Origin of the sequence: Anaerostipes sp. Marseille-Q3525 (assembly GCF_018223505.1) — a bacterium.
In the GTDB taxonomy this organism is placed as follows: domain Bacteria; phylum Bacillota; class Clostridia; order Lachnospirales; family Lachnospiraceae; genus Anaerostipes; species Anaerostipes amylophilus.
In genome coordinates this window covers 1-22,282 of sequence record NZ_JAGTTT010000009.1, presented here as the reverse complement: position 1 = coordinate 22,282, position 22,282 = coordinate 1, and the positions used below count along the sequence as shown (strand labels likewise).

Genomic DNA, 22,282 nt, shown 5'->3' with positions numbered 1-22,282 from the left:
CTATCTTCCTCCTAGCCTCTCTAATTTGTATACATTCTTGCTGATGTATTCTAATGCTTTCTTACGTTCTTCATCTTCCCCGCGTAAGATTACGATCAGCATACCAAATGGTTTATTTCTGATATAATCAACTTTACCATTGATAATATCCATCGTGATATCGTAGTTCTTAGAGGCAACACTGATCACAGGATCGTAAGAATCATCTCCTGTATAGCTTAAACGAACAATTTCTTCATTTGGTTTGGCTGTTAATCCTTCTGGTACTTCTACATTTAAAACTCTCTGTACCAGACTCTTTGCGATATCTGACTTTGGATCTGCAAATGCAGAATAAATATCTGTCACTTCTTTTAACTGTCCGTCTTCCATAAATGCGATACGGTCAAATAATTTCTTTGCCACATCCATCTCATGCGTGATAAATACGATCGTAATATGTGTTTTTTCATTGATCTCTTTTAATAATTCCACAATCTCTTCTGTATTCTCAATATCTAAGGCTGATGTTGCTTCATCACATAACAGAATATCTGGATTATTTGCTAAAGCTCTTGCGATCGCAACTCTTTGTTTCTGCCCACCACTTAAGTTTGCTGGATATGCATCCGCTTTCTCTGGAAGATGTACGATCTCTAAGAGTTCTTTAACTCTGTCTTTGATCTTATTTTTTGGATAATCGTTTGCATATAATGAAAATGCTATATTTTCAGCAATTGTTGATCCGCTGATCAGATTAAAATGCTGGAAGATCATTCCAATATTTAATCTGGTTTTTCTTAATTGTTTTCGATTAAATTTTGTAATGTCTGATCCTTCAATGATCACTTCCCCATTAGTTGGTCTTTGTAACAGATTGATCACACGTACCAGAGTACTCTTTCCTGCACCACTTGGTCCTACGATTCCAAAGATCTCTCCTTTGTTGATCTTTAAGCTTACATTATCAACCGCTTTGAATTCATGACTGCCATTTTTGAAGGTTACATCTATATTTTTTAATTCAATCATGACTTTATCCTTTCTATCTTTCTTTCATTATCTTACTATAATTCTCAGATCTTATATAGTTTTCCAAGAATCAGATAAGCTATTGTCCCTCAGTTTTCTGACAGACAATAGCTTCATCATAACAATTTCAGTTGATTTTTTCAATAATTTCTTGCTTCTTCCATAAATTACTTATAGTTTTTCATCTTCTCCTGTTCTTAGAACAGAGGTACAACGGCTCCATCATATTTGTCGTTGATATATTTTTTCACTGTATCGCTCTTTAATGCTTTGATCAGAGCTTTTGTTGCTGCTAATTTTTCATTTCCTTTTTTAACAGCCACGATATTTCCATATGTTTTTGCTCCAACAGAATCAGCATCTTCTGTTGCTAAAGCATCTTTATTTACCTTTAATCCTGCCTGTAATGCATAATTTCCATTTACAACTGCGATATCAACATCTTTTAAAGATCTTGGAATCTGAGCTGCTTCGATTTCTTTGATCGCCAAGTCTTTTTTATTCTCTACGATATCTTTCTTTGTTGCTGTTAATCCGGCACCATCTTTTAATTTGATCAGTCCTTGATCCTGTAATAATAATAATGCTCTTGCTTCGTTCGTTGTATCATTAGGAACTGCAACTGTTGCACCCTTCTTTAAATCTTTCAAAGTCTTTGTTTTTCCTGGAAAGATTCCAAATGGTTCATAATGAATCATTCCAGCAGAAACTAAATGTGTCTTCTTCTTTTTATTGAAATCATCTAAATATGGTTTATGCTGGAAATAGTTTGCATCTAAATCTCCAGATTCGAGTGCTGTATTTGGCTGTACATAATCAGAGTATTCTTTGATCTCTAATTCGTATCCTTCTTTTTTTAATTCTTTCTTTGCTACTTTTAAGATGTCAGCATGTGGAGATGGACTTGCTCCGATGACGATCTTCTTTGTTTCTTCTTTCTTTGTATCACTACTGCTGTCTTTCTTTGCTCCGCATCCTGCGAATGCTCCGATGATAACTGCTCCTGTTAATGCCAATGCTAAGGCTTTTTTTAACTTTCCTTTTCTCATATTTTTCACCTCATAATCTTTCTGTTATTTTTATTTGTGTGTTATTGTTTCAACTGATTAAGTTTAGTATAACAGTGCATTAGGAGTTTGTAAAATATGTATTTCTTTTAGTTTGATATAGTTTTTGGCTATAACGGAGTGTTTAATTTGTGGGAGATACTATTTAGTCTAGTTATTCGTTTTTTTAATATATATATCAAAAAAGAGACATAATCCTAAATTTCTTTAAAATCATATCTCTTCTAGCAAGTGAGCGTGCGGGGATTCGAACCCCGGACAACTTGATTAAAAGTCAAGTGCTCTACCACCTGAGCTACACACCCTTATGTGATTATCTTGTAAAATAAGCAAAATAACAGGGTGGGTAATGGGATTCGAACCCACGGCCTCCAGAGCCACAATCTGGCGCGCTAACCAGCTGCGCTATACCCACCATAATGTGTTACTTCTATATGTAATAATATATTCAGATATAGAAAAACGAGCCTGAAGGGATTCGAACCCCCGACCCACGGCTTAGAAGGCCGTTGCTCTATCCAACTGAGCTACAGACTCAAATTTTATAGGATTCTATAAAATTAAAAAGCGGGTGATGGGAATCGAACCCACGTGATCAGCTTGGAAGGCTGGAGTTCTACCATTGAACTACACCCGCTTATAGTCGGGGTGACAGGATTCGAACCTGCGACCTCTTGATCCCAAATCAAGCGCTCTAGCCAAGCTGAGCCACACCCCGTAAGTGTTATGCAATTTCACAACTCATAACGAAAATATATTACCATACTTTATTATGTTTGTCAATTCTTAAAAGAACTGCGGATGACAGGAGTTGAACCTGCACGTCGTAGACACTAGAACCTAAATCTAGCGCGTCTGCCAATTCCGCCACATCCGCATAATGAGCGTGCGGGGATTCGAACCCCGGACAACTTGATTAAAAGTCAAGGAATCAAATCTACGTTAAACCGCATAAACTCTATTGTTCTGTAATTAGGTTGGAACGAAAATGGAACATTCTCGCTTCAACGTTGTTTATAATATCACATCATTTTCGACAATGCAACTACTTTTTTCGATTTTTTTTCAAAGCTGTGCAAGTTTTCTTTCCTGCGTATGTTCCAGATGTGCTCCATCCTAACTGTTTCCAGTATTTCTTCAAGGCTTGCGTTGTCTTTGCTCCCCAAATTCCATCAACCACTAATGGATGTTCGTTTGCGTATGTACAGTTTGCGTTCAGCTTCTTCTGCAACCACTTGATCGCATTCTTGGAAGAGTTCTTTTTAACAACACTGTATGATACTTTTATGTTATCATACTTAGGTCGTCCATATCCTGCGATACGGCTATTACCACGAGAGTAAGATTTTTTGCATACTGCACCACCATTTGGAACAACCGCTGTTCCATTGCTTGTATTCCCCTCAATCGTGAATACCATCTCGTCCGTAACTGCATATACAATACCAGTGTGGCAGATTCTTTGAGAGTTCTTGAAGAAAATCTGATCTCCAATCCGTGGTGTTTTATGCCACTGGTCATTGTCTTTGAATTTTTGTGCTGATGTTGGAGTGTATGCACTAAATCCATGTAAGAGTTTTTTTGCTACATCCCTGCCGTATGCCTGCACCATACACCAATCCACGAACATGTCACACCAGTAGGCATCGGTACCGTTAATGCCAAAGTATGCTCCATACTTAGTGTAGTTGTTACTACCTGCGTTTTTTGTCTTGCTGTTTAGATTCTTGTTGCTTTTCTTCTCTAAGTATCCGACTTCTCTTTTGGCTACTGTAAGAAGCTTGTCTACCGTATTTGCCATATTAGTTCTCCTTTTTGTATTCAATTACCTCTGCAATATCTGTCTTATTCTTTGCAAGCTCGCTGTCTCCAATACCGCTTGTTGTTGGGTCTACCAATACACCAACAGCTACTAAGATATTAAGGATGATACCTACAAGCTGTGATACTGCATCCTGTGTGATTGGTGCTGTGATACCTAAGATTCCTAGAATCTGATAGATAAATGCAATTAAGGCAGAAGCCAATGCTACTAATGTTGCTTTATTCTTGAAACGTAATTTAAGATTCATAATTTCTCCTTTCATTTTGTGGAAATATATGTTAAAATCTCATTTTAGTTAACTAGCTCTTGTAATAATCCAATGTATTTAGTGTTACCTCTAATTTATCAATCAGTTTCTGATGCCCGTCAGCATTTAGATGTAATTTGTCACTTTGCCAATACTTGGATAATTCTGTCGGATTTGATGGCGAATAAAAATCAAAACAACAATCACATATCGGCAATGAGTACATTTCAGCACATTCTTTTATGATATTTTCTTTTAGTTCCATAACGCAAAAATCTGTATTGTTACCATTATTTGGTTGCAATATGACAATAATATCCGCAGATGGAAAAGTCTTTTGCAAAGTTTCCAAGCAATACTTAGTTGCTCCATAAATCTGCCCTTTATCAGTGCTGTATCTGTTTCCTATTCTATCAATGCCTTGTCCTGCATCAACTGTAGTCCAATCATTTGCCCCACCCATGAATGTAATTAATTTAACGTCCGTAGTTGCATAAGCTTTCCCATTTATTGTAATAGGAAATGATGCTATCAGTTCATCTAATCTCGTCACAAATGACTTGATTGTATCCTGTCCTTCGCCCTCTGGTCGTGCAATTTTTGACGAAGCAAGTCCTACATTTTTTTGTATTAATCCGTGAGCATTTGCAAATTTATCAAAATAACTTGACAAATATGCCGTATAGCTATCGCCAAGTGTAACCATAAGTCCACCAGAATACAATTTTGTTTCATTTTCTCGCTGATTTGGCTTATTTATCGGATACAAATTTAGTCCATTGTACGTTAATACACCTTGCCGTGATTGTGTGCCATTACTCTCTTCGTAAATTTTATAATCCGTCACATCTAGTTTTCCAGATTCACCACCACCGATTTCTATTTCATTTCCATTACCGTCAAATAGATTCGCCATTATTCCACCTCCAACGATTTAAAATAAGCATGTAACTCAGTTACATTATTATCGCTTAATGCTTTGTTGTACATTACTGTTGCCGCTATTGTCCCCTCATTGTAAACAGTTAATGGTTGCACTGGCGTTGACTTCCATTTTTTAAAATCGGTAATTTCTCCACCGTTATATGTTTTTTGTAATGTACCGTCAACGTACATTTTAATTACACTTCCCGATACAGTAATTATTAACGACATATATTTATCTCTACCTATATCTGGTGTTGTTTGTCCTGCGATAACCTCGGATGCAGAAGTATTTATGTACCTTGGAGCAAGAATGATTTTTGCGGCTGACGTGTTACTTTTTTTGGCGGAATTAAGTATATTAGGCACTTCTGTCGAATACATTGCTACTGTGAAATCTGTACCAAGGTCAACTGATTTGCTTTCATTATCTTTTTTGCGAACATCTCTAAATACATACTGTTCCATACCGCCTTGACTTGCTGTTTTAGCAGACGTTCCAAAAGTCAAATAATTACCTGTTTCATCATCACATTTATAGACATTTCCCCAACCAGAAAGGTTATAAGATGTCATTTCTTTGTTGCGGAAATCAAAATTTGCAAGCAATCCGTCAGAAGGTAATAGTGCACCACTGTTTTTCTTTGCAATAGCTGTTATTGTTACATTTCCTGTTACACTGTTTATTGTTATGACACCATTGTTATATGCTGTATTTGTTATATCTACGCCACCCATAACAACTGTTACACTGTTAATTGTGTAGTTTGTATTTGCCACAAGGGATGTCGTGTATGATTCTCCTTTTTTTACATTAAATGCAGTATTTGTGCTTGTAACGTATGTTAAGTTTTGAACAATCGACCATGCATCTGTTGGCGTATTTTGGGTGCTTAATGCATTTTCCAATGCTTCTATGTTTGTTTTTTGATTTACTGTATAGACAGCGTTCTTTAGTATTGCAATCAATAAATTTTTTGCTGTATTCGACAATCCTGTTCCACTATTTTTTATCTCATCTATAGATTCCTTTAGTGAACCAATTTCCTTTCCAACTATAGCCGAATCCGCAGGCTTATCTGATTGTGTAAGTGTTTTATCTGTGTCTACCGCAGCCGAATTATAAGTACCACCAGATGTCCATGCAGACCCATTCCAGTAATACCAATTGCCACTTGTGTAACCAGACTCACTACCTTGATAGACATAGACTCTTGTTTTGTCTGTCATACCTGCGACAGTAGTTGCAATATAAGGTGCTCCAATCTGCCCCATAATCGCAGACCAAGGTACTTTTTGTAAATCTTCTTTTCCAACCAGACAATACATATCTTCTGTCGGATTAGACAATAGTGGTAAATCATTTATCTTTGCCATTTGCATCCACCTCTTTTACTTCTACACCAGACTTCTCTAGAAACTCTTTCAGTGCTTTCTGGTCCTCAAACTCGATTTCTTTTTCAGTAGGTTGTTCCATCATCCCTGCATACAGCCTGTTTTTCTGCATCAGCACATCGTTATGTACCTTAATCAATGACATTTCCACAACGTCCAATGTGGCACCATTCTGCATTGCTTCTGTGATGATTGTATTTATTTTTGTGCTTAAGTTCTCCGATAATACAGAGAATGTCATGTCAACCTGCATTTATTACCTCTACTTTCTGTTGTGTCATATCCGCAGATGCTTGCTCAATAGCTTTGGAAATCTGCTTTTCGGTCAGCACAACCTCTTGAACCTTAATGATCGTATATCCAAAATTCACATATTCTTCTATCATATCTGGTTGAATATAAAATCTGATATTATCTTTTTGAGCTATATATTTATCCATGATACTCTCCTATGATTTTAAAGCCGTTACCATTAACCCTTTTTCAAAAGTTAATGTGCTGATATATGCTTTTGTAAAATCGTCATTCAGTCCTGTTACTACGTTTATAGACCCAGTTTGACCAACAGATACCGTGTAACCGCCTCCCTCGATGTAATCCGTAACACCAAGAACAGGAGACCCAAGTGCTATGATACTTCTTCCAAACAGTCCCATACCATATGCGTTTTTGTATATTACCCTACCGCTCATATGTGCCGTTCTTTGACCGTTCCTTAATATTTCTACCCATCCATTGTTTAAACTAGCTGTATAAGGAGCTACGACATTTGAGCATATACCAGTAAACGTACCTGTTGCCGCTTTAAGTTCTCCGCTGAATGTACCAGTAACACCCTCTAACTTGCCTGTAAATGTTCCACTTGCCGCTTTAAGTTCTCCAGAAAACGTACCTTTTGTTGCGTTGATTCCGTCTTTATCCCATGTACCGATAACATTGTTGTTCTCGTCATACATCTTAAAGACACCGTTTCCGTTGTTCTTGCCACCAAGTGCAAGTTCTCCACCTTTAGCATAAGTAAATGATATGTATAACTGTTCTCCCTCTTTGTAGATACCTTTAATCGCTCCGTTATTCGTCAGCAAGTTAAATATCTGTTCGTGGGTAAGTGCTTCAACGTCCATAACCAACGGTATTGATTCCTCATCTAGTACGGTCTTTTTATCCGCTGTATACAGCCTGCATCGTATATACAGCACATCTTTCATGCTCCGTTTGCTGACCACAATCATACTTCCTGCATTAGTTGTCAGATAATCGCCTGTCTTGACCTCTAAGCAATTATAGAAAGAATACGTCAATGAACTTTCAACACTTGAACTTTCATAAGTTTTAGTCCATGTCTTTCCATCTTTTGATTCTTCCACTACAAAGATTCCTTGATATTCAACTTTCGCTGAATTTGTGCCATCTCTGTAATATGCCTTAAATGTCATTTCATCTGGTGTTGTACTTCCATCCTGTGCTTTTTTCAGAATGTTTATGGATGGTTCTAACAAGTACACTCTGCCCGGACTACCATCACGTATCTTTGCGATATTAAAACGCTTCTTCGCTGTATACGTCATATATGTTGCAGTAACATCTATCCATCCAGTATCTGTTGTAAGACTTGACACTGTATAGACTTTACTAGATGTATCAAACGTACCGTTTACACCGTCAGATTTTGCAAAAGAAAATGAAGTATCTTTTGTTACGTCCGTCTGTCCCCAAAATGTCTGTACTGTAAATGTTACTTTTGGAAATTTCACATAATTTCCATCATGATCTACACTAACACCTTGGTATTCGTTGTCCATCTTAAGGATTAGATTTCCTGCCTTTTTTATATCCTCAATTTCTTCGGTTAATTTCTTCCCACCGATAGAAATGTTGTCTCCGCTGATAACTACCTTGCCTGTATCCATATCAACTTGAAAGATAATGTTTTCTGTACTATCTCTGACGGTAATCGCACCAGTGTTGATATAATCTGCATTAATTCCCTCTGCGTATAGCAATCTTGTTATCATCTCGCCTGTGATTGTAAAACCATATGGATATGTTTTACCGCCATCCGTGGAAAAACCGATTGCATCTGATGTTAACTTAATAACATTTCTTGATTCAGCAAGCGACCTCTTATCATGCAGGTAATAAATACTAGAACCGTCTGGTTGCTTCTCTTCCGTTGAATACAATCCACTACCACTTTTAAGTGTTTCGTTCAGTTTTTTAATCGCATTTTCACGATTTGTCTTTTCACGTTCAACTAATTCTTTTCCTTGAATCAGTGCTTTTTGTTCGCTTGACGTGTAATTGCTTTGATTTCTCATTGGAGACTCTGCACTGTTTTGTAGTGTTGTATACCCAAAGAATACAAAATTTACATCTGTTAATACTGAATAGAAACTTTTCCCTTTCCAGTCTGTGACTTTTATCTTGTCTCCAAACTCTGCAATTGGATAAGAAATATAATCCATCGTAAATCCACGAAACGTTACATCTTTGAATCTTTCATAAATCCAAGAAACTAATGTCTCTTCATGACCTGCAACTAACGGATTCTCTATTTCTAAAACGTAGCCATCTGAACCGTATTTGACTAATTCTTCCACATCTTCTTCATTTTCGTTACCATCTTCATCGGTTGTTGTCTTAGTGACAGTCTTTGTCATTTGTGCACCTGTTACCTGCACATCGTTTGTATCATTCGTCAGAGTGTTGTAATCGGTCAAAGTATGAACATTACCGCTGTCATAGTCAAAATCATAGGTCATTATCTGTAAATGCCCTGTGCGGTCAATTCTTGCATTTCCGCAGGCAATCATTGCAATAAATCCTATAATCTGTCTGTGCGTGTACTCGCTAGATGGCATGGTTGGTATTTGGAAATCGTTATGTAAAAAGTTACTGTCTCCAATCAAGATACCGCAGGTATCACAACTATCTATCAATACGCTCTTTGCTGTCGCAGGAAATGTCAATGTTGTGCTGTATGTCTTATCTGCTTTATACATATCATCGTATCCAACAATTGTTACAACACTTCCGTAGGTTTCTGGTTGAGTGACGGTAAATGTACCGTATTCAATTTTTTCTGTTGTAGATGATAATTCAAACGTCAGATATAGTCTGATTTTTGCTCCAAAGAAATCATAATCAGATAAGTGATCATCGTCGTTCATGATTTCTAACTGTACGTTTCTGCTAAGGGCAACTCCTAAAGGAATAGAGTTTGCCCCCGCAGAATCAACCAGACTATTGTTATCTATTGAAAAATCATCCTCTGTCAGTTCTAAAACTGTGCCATTTGCAAGTGTAACTTCTGCATACTCTTTAAAATCCTGTCTTTCTGACATGAGTTCTTTAAATTCGTTACTTACATTTATCATAATGGGTCAATCCTCTGTGCATTAAAAGAGAAGCTTTCAAACTTTTCTTCTCCGTCTTTCAATGTTCCAAATTTAATATCAGACACCTGTCCTACATAAAATGTATCGTCTCTCCATTTACCATAATATGGACTAAAATAATGCAACTGAAATTTTGTCTTTTTATTGCTTTTACTGTAAACAATCATTTGCATTATCTCTGCTACATCTTTTGCAGGTATATCAGTCGCAGTATAAGGAAATCTTTCGATTGTAAACATTGGTGTAAATTTACCAATTCCAGACTGTGAACGTGTAGAACCTTGCGTATAAGTTGTTTCATATGCTGCAGAACTTCCACCATCTGGCTGAAATATTTTCTTACCATTGATTTTTATATAATCTTGTGCCATATTTACTCCTTTCTACGCAAGGCTAAATGGGTTTCTACCGTTACTCATTTGTCTTAGTTTCGCTTCTTCGATAAATTCATCAAATAACGTTCTGCGATTGATTTGTGCGGTAAAGTGATAATCTCCACCATTGTTACCGTTATTGTCTGATTCTAAATCTTTCATAACTGCTAATAACTGTTCAAGTAAGTTAATTACGTCATTATTATTGCTGTTTGTACCACTCTGTTTCTGTGCGATCACTGCGGATGCTTTCGCAGGTATAATCTTACCTGTGGCAATTGTTGGTGTTCTGAACGGTACATTTGCCAACTGTTCAGACTGATTCATAAGGGTTTTGAGTGTATCTGGGAAAGCTTTTTCCAGACCTACTGTAATACCCGCAGGAATCATCTTACCAATCGTGTCTCTCATCAGTCGTGATGGAGAGTGTATTCCGAAGAAATTCTTAACAGACTTCCATGCGGACTGTGCAAGTTCTACCATCTTGTTAACAAGCATCCAAGCACTGTTAGCTACACCGTTAACAATACCTCTTACAATGTTTCTACCAACACCCCACCAATCCGTGTTTGCAAACCTGCTCTTCATGTCTCTGATCGCTTCGCCTGCCTTAGAAGCTAATTTAGATGGCAGATTCTTAACCGCATTGATAATATATGTTAATATCTTTCCTGCCGCACTTCTGATTGTGGATAACCTGCTAGTAATACCACTGCCCATGCTACTTACACCATTCGTACCGATGGATTTTAATTTAGATGGCAGGTTCTTAATGGCGTTGATCGCACCGTTATATACATTCTTAACCGCTGTTACTGCTCCACCCTTCGAAGCCATAATTCCGTTTTTCAAACCTAGTATTATGTTTTTTCCTAACGATAGCCAACTATAAGCTGTAAACACACTTACAATAGCTTTTACAATTTGCGGTATATTTTGGACAAGTGTAGGTATAGACTGAATAAGTCCTTTAAGCAATATTGCAATAAGTTGTATACCTGCAATTAACATCTTAGGAGCATTATCAATAGTTACCCCTGCTATATTTGTAACAATTTTTGGAACTTCTCTGATAATATCTGGCAGTGCGTTGGCTATACCTTTTGCAAGATTTAACATAAGGTTTATACCAGAATCAAATAGTTTTCCTGCGTTAACTCTCCAACTGGCAGTAAACTTTGTGAATGCTTTTAATCCCTCACTAATAAACTGCTGTGTACCTTTTGTAATGCCCTTAGATAGTTCATCCATAAAGGATGTTCCAAGTTGGGTTAAGGCTGTTAATGCTTTACCTGCAACAGATATTGCTTTGACTAAGATTCCTACCCAGTCAATTCCTGTTAGTAACTGTGCTAATTTTGTTCCCAGTAATGACCAGTTTGTAGTATCCAAGGCATTTTCCAGTGTTGTAAGGATTCCGATTGCCAGACCAGAAAGTCCCGAACTGATAGATGTAATGTCTATTTGTGTTATCGCACCGTTTAATCCCTGTCCAATAGATTTACCGATTGTATCCCATTTAAGGGTATTCACTGCACCTGCTAACATCTGGAATGGAATGTTAATCCTGTTGGCAAACAATCGTCCTACATTAGACCAGTCAACCTCATTAAACATACCGTTAATGCCGATACCTATTTTTGCTCCGAGATTCTTCCAGTCAATCCCCTCGATCAGAAGATTCAGAGTATTAACAATTGTATTGATACCTGCACCAATAGTTCTACCAAGTAAATCCCAGTCGATGTGATCCACCAGACTGTTAAAGGTCCGTGTGAAAGCGTTTACAAAGTATGTAATCTTCGGACCTACATTATTCCAGTTGATCGCATCATAAATCTTTTGTAAGCCTTTGTTAATACCGCTTGCAATGTAAGCTCCAAGCCCCTCCCAGTCCTCTTTTTTTATGAGGTCCTTAATCTTCTTAGCAATGTCTGCAATTTTAGAATCAATAGGGACTTTCTCAAACATATCTCCAATGGATGGTCCAGTGTATCCGCCACCACCTCCGCCACCTGTTGATGGCGTTGAGTTTGAACTAGGTGTATTGTCTTTTTCTTTCTGATACTGTCTGATTTCGTCCAGACCAGAAAGATATGTCTGCATCTCTTTATTTGCTTTTTTTGTTGCATTTGCGTTTTTCTTTGTAGACTTCGCTGCACTATTAGAACTCTTAGAAGTCTTTTGCAACGATGCCGCATAATCTTCTTGTACAGCTTTTGCTTTCGTAAAAGATTTCTGTCCTGTTAGTGCTGCTATAAACATTCCAATGTACGTGATCGCTCTTGAAAGCATATTCATAAATGCGGTCAGAATCGGTGCTACAACGGACAAAATCGGTGCAAATGCTGTTGCTAAACTGTTCTGTAACTGTGTTAATGCTGACATCATAGAACTGATAGAAGCATTAGTCGCTGACGAATATTGAGCAAGGTTATTGATACCTGTCATGATTCCACTATTTACTTTAGAAATCATTCCAAAAACAGTAGAATATAAGACACTCATTCCAATCATTCGACCGATTGAAAAGCTTGCATTGTTAGCACTGTTTGTAGTGCTTGTGAAGTTCTGTGCCAGTCCACCAAGACGTTTTCCAAGTCCAGATACTACTCCGCCCATTCTGCTAAAAATAGATGAAATACCGCCTGTTTTAGTCTTAGCACTGTCCGCTGACTGACTAACATTCTTGAATGATGAACCGAGCCTGCTATTTGTATTGACAAGTCCTTTTTCTTTTGCATCCGTCTGTGATATTTCTTTGTTCAAGGCATCCAAAGCCTTTTGACTGGCACTTGATGCCGTGGCAGAATATGCACCAGTCATAGGTGCTGTCTTGATCGCAGGTGTTTGTACTGTTCCACCACCGCTTTCTAACTGCCGTTTCTTAGCGATCAATGAATCATACTGCCTGCCCAACTTCTCTGCCGCACTCTCTAATGCCATAAAAGCAGGAGATGAAGTAACACTCTGATTTCTTGCAAACAGTTCTTGTTGTGTCTGTGCAACTTGATTGAACTGTGCTTCTACCTGCTGTAGTGTCTGTTCTAAAATCTGATAGGCTGTTGTATTAATAGGACTGTCACTTATTTTTTGTTGTGCCTGTGCCGTCTGCTCCAAGCTGTTATTTAACAGTTCTACCTTTGTTTCTGTGCCTGTGATCTCTGCATTAAGTTTGGCTAATGCATTAGCGCTTTCCTCACTTGCAAGACCTGTCCCACCTGTCAGTTTCGCAGTCTTAGGTAATCCTGTGTCACTACCTGCTGTTGGTGCTTCTAATTGCTTTTTCTTTGCGATCAACTGTTCATATTGCTGATCTAGTTTAGCCGCTGCACTTTCCATTGCTTGAAATGCAGTGGAAGAAGTTGCACTCTGATTTCTATTAAAAATATCCATCTGTGCTTTCTCTAACTCTGCAAGCTTCTGTCCTGTGCTTTCTATTGCTTTATCTAACGTATCTAGTGCATTAGACTTAATATCTATGCTTTCTAGCTTCTTTTCTGCCTGTGCGGTCTTTTCGAGCTGATCTGCCACAGACTTTGCTTTCTCCTCTACAGTATCTAATCCCTTTGTATCCGGGGCCTTGATACCGCCTTTCATTGCATCCTTAATAGATTTCCCAATGCTGTCCACCTGTCGGGACAGACGTTTTAAAAGGGATGTGATCTCTTTCACACTTGCTTTAGCATCCGTTGTGTCAATCTCTGTTTTAATATATATACTTCCGTCTGCTTTTTGTGTAGCCATTTAATCACACCCCTTTCTGTCCATTAAGAAGTGCATTAAGTCTGTCTCTTTCTGCCTGTTCTTCTTCGGTGTATTTAACGTCTAAATCAATAAGATTCTTGTTCTCTTTGTAGAAATCACGTTCCCAGTCATCAAGTTTCTTTCTTTTCGCTTTCTTCATGCGAACATTAAGAATCTGTGAAAACAAGGACTCTCCAATCTCCATATAAGCTCCTAAAAAAGTCCACCAATGAAGATATTGCATGGCTCTGATTTCTTTTCCTAAGACCCTATTAACCGATGGAATAATAACCGCACCGTCCTGTTCCCAGTCCATTGTGTGCGGTTTTTTCTTTTCATCGTCTTTTATACCCATGTCAATAAATTCGATGGCTTTTTCTATTGCTTCTTCATAGTCCTGCGGTGGCATTTCGTCAAAATCAATGTATAAAATGGTAAGAGCAACAATCCACTTTTCATCGTTCTCAAACTCTGGATCATTAAAAGTCTTTAATATATCCAAAATTGCTCGAAAATCTGTACGAATATCGTACTTAATGCCACCAACTACTATGGATGTTGGAAGTTCCCAGACTTCCATTATTTATGATATTTAGAAGTTGCTCTTTTAATCTTCGCCTGTTTCTTCTTGATTCTCTGATCTGTTACCTGCTCAATAATATCTGCGATCTCAACGATAATGTTCTCGATGAAGAAATCTCCGTTTTCTGTCAATGTCAGCGGATTACAGATAGCAAATACAGATTTAGAAGCTTTAGAGTTAAGCAAGTAATCAATCTGCCCCTCTAATTTGTCGGAAAGTTCCAAGATATCCTGCTCTGTGGCATCCTCTGGAAGTTCCATCTTCTCCAAATTAGCAACAACTTCTTCGTATCTTCTTACGATATTTAAATCAACTGGGTTAAAGGGGAATCTACCGATTTCCTCATCATTTTCATTCGTCAGAATGACATTTAACGCCCCAGTTTTGACCTTTCGTCTAAGTTCTTCCATATCCTGCACTCCTTATGATAAAACTGCTTTGTCGTTGTTTTTTAAGTCCTGTGTAGCACTTTCTGAAAATGTTCCAGATGTTACGTTGTAAGTACCTTTTCTGCGGTTTCCTGCGTAGTTAACTGTGAAAGGAATCTGGTAACCACTTGTGTCTCCACCGTAGGATGTTGGAACAATATAACAATCCTCTGCGTATGCTTCATAAGCTCCGCTTGATGCTTCTTTCCATAGGTGTACTTCTACTGCGGTAGTTTTCAGATTATCGTCTTTGTAACGATTATCAATGATCTCCTGCAACTTCTGGCTTAATGTGCTGTCAGCTTCTGCATAATAAGGGTCGGCTTCTGAAGAAACCTCATATCCGTTGTGTTTGAATGTAGATTCTCCGATAATATTTTTACTTGTTTCTGTATCTGGATTAAGTTCGATATTGTACTCTTCTAAGTCTTTTCCAAGACGTTCATAGGATGGTGTTTTACCACCGCACAAAGAGCCTGCATCTAAGAAATGAGCCATATACTTACGGTCAATTTTACCTGTTGTAACTGCCATTATGATTCTCCTTTATCTTTTCAAGGTCAGTGATCTACATCCTGTCGTAGACCAGTTAATAGTTAATTTATTTATCTATCAAAGTCGTTTTGATATCGGGCAGAAATATTGATAGCCCAATTCTCAGACTTGTTTTCGTTTATACTGTCCAAATATGCAGGTGTCTGTCTGTCAATCGTTAAAAACTTTCGATTGCCTGTCAGCACTGGATATTCTTCTAGCTTATATGTATTGTTTTTAATCGTGATTGTTTGTTTTTCTAACCATTTGCCAAGGTTATCCAACCACTCTTTAATGTCTGCTTTCCTCTTTGGTTTTGTACCACTTGCACGATATATCACGCAAAACGGATACAGACATACCTGTGTGACGTGACCAGTAATACTCTCTTTTTCTGATTCAATCACTGCACCGCTTACTGGGAACATTGCTTTTCCGCTTGCATCATCTAATGTAGAAAATGCAATTTCGTCTCCCTCTCTTAATTCTGGGAATTGATTTACCAGTTCTTGCAATGCTGTTGTGATCACGTCAAAACCATCAATGTCGTACTTGACTGGTTTCTTTTCTTCTGCCATTAACTTCCTCCTGCCTGCTTCTTAACATGAGTAACCCATGCTTTACCGTGATTCTTCTTTGCTGTTTCAAACCATTTTGGAGTCGCTTTTGGATTCTGGTAGCTTAAGTCAACTTTTGCATTTGTATGTCCTGCAAATTCAGTGACTAATACTTTCTTAGCACCTTTTCTCGCCCACGGAGACCCTGTTAATTCGTCAACCATGCCTTTACCATAGTACAAGAAACGTCCCATCGGTCCAGTACCTGCACACACCATTCCAGTACCTGCAAGAGAAGCACTTTTTGCTCTCGTTACGTTAATGAATGTACCTGTTTCATGTGGCATATATGGGACCATATCAGTCATAACTTGACTATCTAACCAATATTGAGCACTTTGTATTTGTTCATCGAATCTCGCCAGACTGATATTAGCTCTCATGTTCTGTGTATTCACATTAACATTTCCTAATTTCTTCTTAGCCATATATAACCACCTACTTAGCCATTACCTCAAAGTGCGGGATTATGTCGTAAAAGGCACTTCCAGTTATTGCAAAGACATAATCATACTTAAGTTTCATTTCTTCATAGAATCCGTCAATATAATCATCCTCTGCAATCGGTTCTTCATTCTTCCATTCGCCAACGATAAAGAAATCAAAACTATTCGCCTTAGAACTAAACGTAAGTGCTTCTGACAGCTTATCATTCGTCTGTTTACACCATTCTTTAGGCGGTAGCCATAATTTACTCCCTACCATCTTTTGACCGCTTTTTAGGCTATACTGCACGTTTAATACAGCATTGTCCTGTGAGTCAGAACCATACTTAGCAATGATACTTGCTTTATCCATATTCAAGTTTGTATTATGCAAAATAGAGGGATACCATGTATCTCCCAATTTACTTTCATACCTATTGAAAAGTGTGATTGTATCGTTATACATCGTACCCCTCCGTTTTTTATACTGGATATATTCCCATGTACAGTAAACTTACTCCATTAGCATCTGTGACACCAGATAGATAATCTCTTATCTTATCATCGTATAACTGCTTTTGTGCTTCTTTGTCTGCCAGACACTTATCTATCAATGTAGCCGTGCCTGCGTTATTAGAAGTCACATAGCTTATACTCTCGTTTCCTGCACTCTTAGATGCTACCTGCTTACTCATAACTGAACCATCTTCCAAGGTAATGTATCCCTGTGATGCTTCGACTCTTGCTTCTGCCTGCTCAATCTTATAAGTGATCGCCAGAAGTTCGCAGATACATCTTTTCACTGCTTCTGCATCGTCCTCTTCCGTTGGAAAAGCAATCTTAAGCTTCTTAACATTATCCACGCCTGTTGTGGCATTATCTATCTTCTTGCAAGAATCCCAGACAAGGCGGTTAAAGTCCTGTTCTGGGATAGCTTTCTCTCCAAAAAGGTTTTTGTAATATTCATAGTCAACATAATTTGCCATGAAATCACACTCCTTTTTATCCGTTGGATTTAATAACACCCATGCGGATATTCTTCTGGTTAAATGCTAAAGACCAGTTTCCTTTAGTTCCTAACTCTGTATTTGTAGGAGACTCTTTTGCAATCTTGTTAGCATTAATAGAAAATCCGTTAGGATGTAATACATAACCCTGTTTTGTATACAGCTTTTCAATACCGGCAGATGTTTCTGGGTCATAGTCTGTATAATAAGGATTTTCATAGTTTGTCTTATCACAAGTCAATACTGAACCTGTACCAAGCATATAAGTTTTGTATACTGGGTTTGTTCCTGTTGTATCAACTGTAAATTTGTCTGTTACCAGTGGGATAAATCCACCGATTGTAGGAAGATTTACTTCTCTTTCTACTGCGTTAGCAATAGTGTATTTGTTGTAGTCAACAAGTCCCATTGCTTTGTACTTTGCGTAGATGTAAGAGTTTAATACAAGTAATCCCATCTTGTCAGCGGAATCTCCTAAAGCTTTCTGCTGTGCGAAGATAAGTGTTGTATCATCAATTTTGTTTGCATCTCCTACAGTGCCCTCGCCAGTTAAAGATAAGTCTGTAATATGGTTTTCCATACCAGACAGGCTTAAAACTGCATCAACTGTAGTCATTAAGTCACGTGTTCTTACCTGCTTATAAAAGCTTGCAACAGAGTTTGCAACGTGAGTCATAGGCTCTGCACCTGTTAACTCTTTTGTAAAGTCTTTTGCTTTCCAAGCTTTCATTCTCTGAATCAACATGCAAGTCTGTTTCTTTCCTGTGATTTCAACAGGTGTATTGTCTGTTTCTCCATCGTTGTTTAAAGCCTGTGAGTCCTGTTCATCAATCGGTGTATAGAATGGAATTGTTGCGACATTTCCTTTTTCTCCGATTAAATCCATGATTGTATTGTCCTGTGCTAACACACCAGATGCAATAATAGCATCATTCCATGTTGGATTTTCATTCATGTATCGTGAAAAAACTTCTGGGTTAAACGAAAAACCGCCAAATGTTCCTGTTCTTGGCATAAAAAAAGTCCTTTCTACCCTAAGTGAATAGATAAGGACTTTGTATATATGCCCCATCTACCTACAACTATCAAGGGATTTTAGGTTAGCGGCTCACTTTCAAATTGTGAGTCGGTGTTATCTATTTGTCATTTAATAAGGTTACATAGAGATCTGGGTCTTCTTCCGCTAATTTCATCTGTTCATCTAAAGACATTGCCGTTAATTTCTGATAACCTTTTTTCTGCTCTCCGCTGTTAAACTTAGACGTAAAAGACGGAATATCAATCTTAGGTTCTTTTGCTTTCTTTTCATCAATTAAGATGTTCTCAATTGGTTTTCCATCTTTAGTAGTCAGCTCCTTGAATACATCTTCTGCATTCTTCCCATTTTCTTTCTCTAATTTTGAAAGCATTTGAGTGCGGATAAACTCTTCTGTTGGTGCATTTACAAATTTTTTATCAGATAAGAAATCTTTGACTTTATCTCTTAACTCTGTATGTTTAGCTTCTTGGACTCTTGCTTCTTTTTCGTCCGCAAGTTCCTGTGTTAATGTTGTAATCTTAGTTTTAAGACCGTCAACATCTTCTTTCTCTAATTCAGCTAATCGGGTCTGTACATCGTCTAAAGATGTTTTGTATTCATCTTTTTTCTCTACCTGTTTATTATAATCAGCTACAGTCTTATAATTTTCGGCATGTCTTTTTTTAAGCTCTGCCTTTTTCTCTTCTGGGATTTCGATTCCTAATTCTGCTAAAATCTGTTCGTAATTCTGCATTGTATATCCTCCTACATTGTTTGTATACCGCTATGTCTGCGGTAATGGATTAAGACTTATATACCTAAGTCAAGGTAAAAGAAATGTGGGGACTTGAACCCCACTCGAGCCTCGAACTCTTTTCCTGTCGTCATGTAACCAAAAACGCTTAAAAAACTCTGTACTTACAAGGAGGCTGTAGCAAATCTGCATAATTCCTACATATTTATTGTAAACCCTAAAATATGCCGTTTCAATACCCTCTTTTTTTACATTTCCGCAAGTTTCTTTATCTGTCGCTGTATCTCTTTTCTCTCGTCCATAAAATCAGAATCAATAACCATAGAAGAAAGCATATCATACACTTCCACCATCAATCTACCGACCGATTCCATAAGTTTATCACGGTGTCCTTGATCTCCGTTTTCTTTGTATGCCATTTTAGCACTTAAGTAGTTGTCATACAATGCATCTATATTTTTATCATACTTGCCATTGCTGTACTTCTTAATAAGATTCTCTCCTGCATCCATGACGGTTTCCGCTATGTCTCCATGCTCCATCTTTTCCAGATTGCATAATGTTGTTGTAATCTTATACATTGCATCAAGATTAGATGTTGTGAGCTGTTTTAATGCTGAGTTTTTTTCTCTTTCTAGCTGTTCTTCCAGAACATGTTTGATTTCACTCATAATTTGACCCCCTTAAGCTTCTTTTTGTATTTCTCATGAATGCAGTCCTGTGTCTCTGTAATATACACCACTATAAATGTCAACATTAAAATGTACATTTTTGATCATTTAAGAATGTACATTTTTGCTATTCTTCCTCTTGATCGGTATATTTTTTTAAGCGATAAGATTTTCCTGTGATATTTACCACATGTGCATGATGTAACACTCGGTCAAGAATCGCATTTGCGATCACTGGATCAAAAAATACATCATCCCATGAGTTAAAGTTGATATTTGTGGTAATGATCGTACTCCTTTTTTCATATCGCTTATCGATCAATTGGAAAAACAGCTTTGCATCATCTTTTTCAATCGGAAGATAACCAAGCTCATCAATGATCAGCAGCTTATATTTAAAAAAGTGTTTTAATCTTGCTTCCAGACGATTCTCCAGTTTCGCTTTTTTTAGCTGCATGATCAGATCATGGCATTTGATAAAATATGTACTGTAACGTTTTTTTGCTGCAGTTACTCCGATCGCAGTGGCAAGATGTGTCTTACCTACTCCGCTCGGACCTAAAAACACGATGTTTTCAGCATTTTCCAGAAATCTTAAAGTTGCAAAATCCTTGATCTCTTCCGGATTTACGGATGGCTGAAATTCAAAATCAAAGTCACGGATCCCTTTTTGATGGGGAAAAGCTCCGACTTTTACCATGGATCGGATCATGTTTGCTTCTTTAAAATCAATCTCATAATTCGTCAGTTTACAGAGTCCTTCCGTAAAGGATAATGGTGACGAAGTGATCAGATCGATCACTTCATCAAGATGAAGATCCATCTGATTCAGTTTCAGATACTCAAGGTTTTTCTTTAATTGTACATATGTGCTGTTCATTTTTAAACATTGCTCCTATCTGTGTCAGGTTTTCTTTTGCAATCTTTTCAATATCCATTGCCGGATCTTTGAACGTCTGTTTACTGATGGCAACATAATGATCCTGTGTATAATTGAGTTTTTTTGCACTGACCGGATGTATCACGATCAGTTCTGTGTTATAATACACATGCAGATAATTATCATATACCTGTAATACCAGACGTTTTCCAAGATATTTTGGTGGTACGGAATATTGATTGGAACGATAAGTGATCATACAGGATGAATTCACTTTTACAGTTGTATGGGTCATCTGATAGGGCTTTCTTATCACATTGCGTGGAAGTGGTGATAAGTGAGCCTTTTCTTTTTGAAGATACATCACAGGGATCCTTCCGGTTCCCGGGTGTACCGCATGATTGATCCGTTCATTCAGTTTATGGACCAGCTGATTGAGCTCATGATAATCGAGAAGTCCGTTATAAGCATAGAGTTCATCAAGCAGTTTCATCGGAGCTTCTACTTTTGCTTTTGTCTGAGGCCGTGCAGCAATACAGGGTCGTACCTTAAATCCATAATCCGAGGCAAACTGGGCAAAGCGTGGATTCACCTTTCCTTTACTGTAAGCAGTCCGTGGCTGATCCATGACCGTCTTCATGTTATCCGTCAGAAGTTCTTCAGGGACTCCGCCGAATGTTTCAAAGGCATCATCGATAAAGGAACATAAGATATCCTGTGTTTTCGATAATGATAATCTGTAAACACGGAACCGGGATGATGACAGCAGTAACACAAAGATGTTAATATCAATCCATTCACCGGATTTTAACAGAAACTTCATGGATTCTTTCCAGTCCAGCTGTGCCTGTTTCCCAAGAGGAGTTTCAAAACGCAGATGAGATTTCTTTTTGATATGTCGTTTCTGCCTTCGTTCAAAATAAGACTGGAATTCCGAATGCTGGCTGATGTATCTGCGGAAACTTGACTGGGCACAGGAAAGCCCGTGATTGTCTTTTAAGAATTGCCATAAAACACGTTTATAATAGAAGATCTGCTGGTTTTCATCGGAAAGAAGATCTTTGATGATATCATAATGATCATCAATACAGGATGAACGCCTGCGGGCTGTTGGTTTTTCATATCCTTTTAGATATTTATCAACCGTCCGTCGATCCTTGCCCAGCTCTCTGGCAATCTGACTTTTATTAATTTTCAATGTACCATCCTCCAAAAAAGGGTTTAGTTTTACCAGATCTTTTAAAGAATTGATCTGAATGTCACTAGTAATCTTTGGTGTATATATCATAATAAATTCCTCCGTAGAGAATTTATTATAATGTGATTTTGTACATTTTTAAATGATCATTTCTGTACATTCTTATATTAGCATTTATA

At 37.7% G+C, this 22,282-nt stretch carries 23 protein-coding genes and 6 tRNA genes; all 29 read right to left on the bottom strand.

Features of this window, described 5'->3' with window-relative positions; genetic code table 11:
- The 29 genes from KE503_RS05905 to istA all read right to left on the bottom strand — a co-directional run bounded on the left by KE503_RS05905 (position 1) and on the right by istA (position 22,193).
- Positions 1–1,011, bottom strand: a complete 1,011-nt coding sequence (locus KE503_RS05905) for a methionine ABC transporter ATP-binding protein (RefSeq protein WP_055197441.1) — start codon at positions 1,009–1,011, stop codon at positions 1–3.
- 197 nt (positions 1,012–1,208) lie between these two features.
- Positions 1,209–2,060 carry a MetQ/NlpA family ABC transporter substrate-binding protein gene (locus KE503_RS05900; protein ID WP_022375062.1) on the bottom strand — a complete coding sequence of 284 codons (852 nt, stop codon included), beginning with the start codon at positions 2,058–2,060 and terminating at the stop codon, positions 1,209–1,211.
- 250 nt (positions 2,061–2,310) lie between these two features.
- A tRNA-Lys gene (locus KE503_RS05895) sits at positions 2,311–2,383 on the bottom strand.
- A 36-nt stretch (positions 2,384–2,419) separates the two neighbouring features.
- Positions 2,420–2,493 (bottom strand) — tRNA-His (locus tag KE503_RS05890).
- A 48-nt stretch (positions 2,494–2,541) separates the two neighbouring features.
- A tRNA-Arg gene (locus KE503_RS05885) sits at positions 2,542–2,615 on the bottom strand.
- A gap of 29 nt (positions 2,616–2,644) precedes the next feature.
- Positions 2,645–2,715 (bottom strand) — tRNA-Gly (locus KE503_RS05880).
- A 6-nt stretch (positions 2,716–2,721) separates the two neighbouring features.
- Positions 2,722–2,796: transfer RNA gene (locus KE503_RS05875), tRNA-Pro, on the bottom strand.
- A gap of 78 nt (positions 2,797–2,874) precedes the next feature.
- Positions 2,875–2,955 (bottom strand) — tRNA-Leu (locus KE503_RS05870).
- Between the two features lie 168 nt (positions 2,956–3,123).
- Positions 3,124–3,879 carry a CHAP domain-containing protein gene (locus KE503_RS05865; RefSeq protein ID WP_212384705.1) on the bottom strand — a complete coding sequence of 252 codons (756 nt, stop codon included), beginning with the start codon at positions 3,877–3,879 and terminating at the stop codon, positions 3,124–3,126.
- Position 3,880: 1 nt separating this feature from the next.
- On the bottom strand, positions 3,881–4,150 hold the full coding sequence (locus KE503_RS05860; RefSeq protein ID WP_212384704.1) for a phage holin: 270 nt from the start codon (positions 4,148–4,150) through the stop codon (positions 3,881–3,883).
- A 52-nt stretch (positions 4,151–4,202) separates the two neighbouring features.
- The gene (locus KE503_RS05855; RefSeq protein WP_212384703.1) at positions 4,203–5,066 is read right to left on the bottom strand and encodes an SGNH/GDSL hydrolase family protein; all 864 of its coding nucleotides are present in this window, start codon (positions 5,064–5,066) and stop codon (positions 4,203–4,205) included.
- Positions 5,066–6,451 carry a hypothetical protein gene (locus KE503_RS05850; protein WP_212384702.1) on the bottom strand — a complete coding sequence of 462 codons (1,386 nt, stop codon included), beginning with the start codon at positions 6,449–6,451 and terminating at the stop codon, positions 5,066–5,068. The genes KE503_RS05855 and KE503_RS05850 overlap by 1 nt, the downstream gene beginning before the upstream one ends.
- The gene (locus tag KE503_RS05845; protein WP_212384701.1) at positions 6,435–6,722 is read right to left on the bottom strand and encodes a hypothetical protein; all 288 of its coding nucleotides are present in this window, start codon (positions 6,720–6,722) and stop codon (positions 6,435–6,437) included. Before KE503_RS05845 ends, KE503_RS05850 begins: the two co-directional genes overlap by 17 nt.
- Positions 6,712–6,909, bottom strand: coding sequence for a hypothetical protein (locus KE503_RS05840; RefSeq protein WP_212384700.1), 198 nt, complete (start codon positions 6,907–6,909; stop codon positions 6,712–6,714). The genes KE503_RS05845 and KE503_RS05840 overlap by 11 nt, the downstream gene beginning before the upstream one ends.
- A gap of 9 nt (positions 6,910–6,918) precedes the next feature.
- Positions 6,919–9,846, bottom strand: coding sequence for a hypothetical protein (locus tag KE503_RS05835; protein WP_212384699.1), 2,928 nt, complete (start codon positions 9,844–9,846; stop codon positions 6,919–6,921).
- Positions 9,843–10,238: a hypothetical protein gene (locus KE503_RS05830; RefSeq protein WP_212384698.1), complete on the bottom strand. Its 396-nt coding sequence runs from the start codon at positions 10,236–10,238 to the stop codon at positions 9,843–9,845. The genes KE503_RS05835 and KE503_RS05830 overlap by 4 nt, the downstream gene beginning before the upstream one ends.
- Positions 10,239–10,250: 12 nt before the next feature.
- Complete coding sequence (locus tag KE503_RS05825; protein ID WP_212384697.1) at positions 10,251–13,988, bottom strand: hypothetical protein; 3,738 nt, start codon at positions 13,986–13,988, stop codon at positions 10,251–10,253.
- 4 nt (positions 13,989–13,992) lie between these two features.
- Positions 13,993–14,568, bottom strand: a complete 576-nt coding sequence (locus tag KE503_RS05820) for a Gp15 family bacteriophage protein (protein WP_212384696.1) — start codon at positions 14,566–14,568, stop codon at positions 13,993–13,995.
- Complete coding sequence (locus KE503_RS05815) at positions 14,568–14,981, bottom strand: hypothetical protein (RefSeq protein WP_212384695.1); 414 nt, start codon at positions 14,979–14,981, stop codon at positions 14,568–14,570. The genes KE503_RS05820 and KE503_RS05815 overlap by 1 nt, the downstream gene beginning before the upstream one ends.
- Before the next feature lie 12 nt (positions 14,982–14,993).
- Complete coding sequence (locus tag KE503_RS05810; RefSeq protein WP_212384694.1) at positions 14,994–15,533, bottom strand: hypothetical protein; 540 nt, start codon at positions 15,531–15,533, stop codon at positions 14,994–14,996.
- Positions 15,534–15,604: 71 nt separating this feature from the next.
- Positions 15,605–16,111: a hypothetical protein gene (locus KE503_RS05805; RefSeq protein WP_212384693.1), complete on the bottom strand. Its 507-nt coding sequence runs from the start codon at positions 16,109–16,111 to the stop codon at positions 15,605–15,607.
- Complete coding sequence (locus KE503_RS05800) at positions 16,111–16,578, bottom strand: minor capsid protein (RefSeq protein ID WP_212384692.1); 468 nt, start codon at positions 16,576–16,578, stop codon at positions 16,111–16,113. The genes KE503_RS05805 and KE503_RS05800 overlap by 1 nt, the downstream gene beginning before the upstream one ends.
- A 10-nt stretch (positions 16,579–16,588) precedes the next feature.
- Positions 16,589–17,041 (bottom strand): hypothetical protein, encoded by a 453-nt coding sequence (locus KE503_RS05795; RefSeq protein ID WP_212384691.1) that lies wholly within the window; start codon positions 17,039–17,041, stop codon positions 16,589–16,591.
- A 16-nt stretch (positions 17,042–17,057) separates the two neighbouring features.
- The gene (locus KE503_RS05790) at positions 17,058–17,561 is read right to left on the bottom strand and encodes a hypothetical protein (protein ID WP_212384690.1); all 504 of its coding nucleotides are present in this window, start codon (positions 17,559–17,561) and stop codon (positions 17,058–17,060) included.
- 16 nt (positions 17,562–17,577) lie between these two features.
- Positions 17,578–18,597, bottom strand: coding sequence for a hypothetical protein (locus tag KE503_RS05785; RefSeq protein ID WP_212384689.1), 1,020 nt, complete (start codon positions 18,595–18,597; stop codon positions 17,578–17,580).
- 121 nt (positions 18,598–18,718) lie between these two features.
- Positions 18,719–19,354: a phage scaffolding protein gene (locus tag KE503_RS05780; protein ID WP_212384688.1), complete on the bottom strand. Its 636-nt coding sequence runs from the start codon at positions 19,352–19,354 to the stop codon at positions 18,719–18,721.
- Positions 19,355–19,602: 248 nt separating this feature from the next.
- Positions 19,603–20,025 (bottom strand): hypothetical protein, encoded by a 423-nt coding sequence (locus KE503_RS05775; RefSeq protein WP_212384687.1) that lies wholly within the window; start codon positions 20,023–20,025, stop codon positions 19,603–19,605.
- Positions 20,026–20,152: 127 nt separating this feature from the next.
- The gene (istB, locus tag KE503_RS05770) at positions 20,153–20,905 is read right to left on the bottom strand and encodes an IS21-like element helper ATPase IstB (RefSeq protein WP_117660813.1); all 753 of its coding nucleotides are present in this window, start codon (positions 20,903–20,905) and stop codon (positions 20,153–20,155) included.
- Positions 20,868–22,193 carry an IS21 family transposase gene (istA, locus tag KE503_RS05765; protein WP_212384686.1) on the bottom strand — a complete coding sequence of 442 codons (1,326 nt, stop codon included), beginning with the start codon at positions 22,191–22,193 and terminating at the stop codon, positions 20,868–20,870. The genes istB and istA overlap by 38 nt, the downstream gene beginning before the upstream one ends.
- Positions 22,194–22,282: the final 89 nt, after the last annotated feature.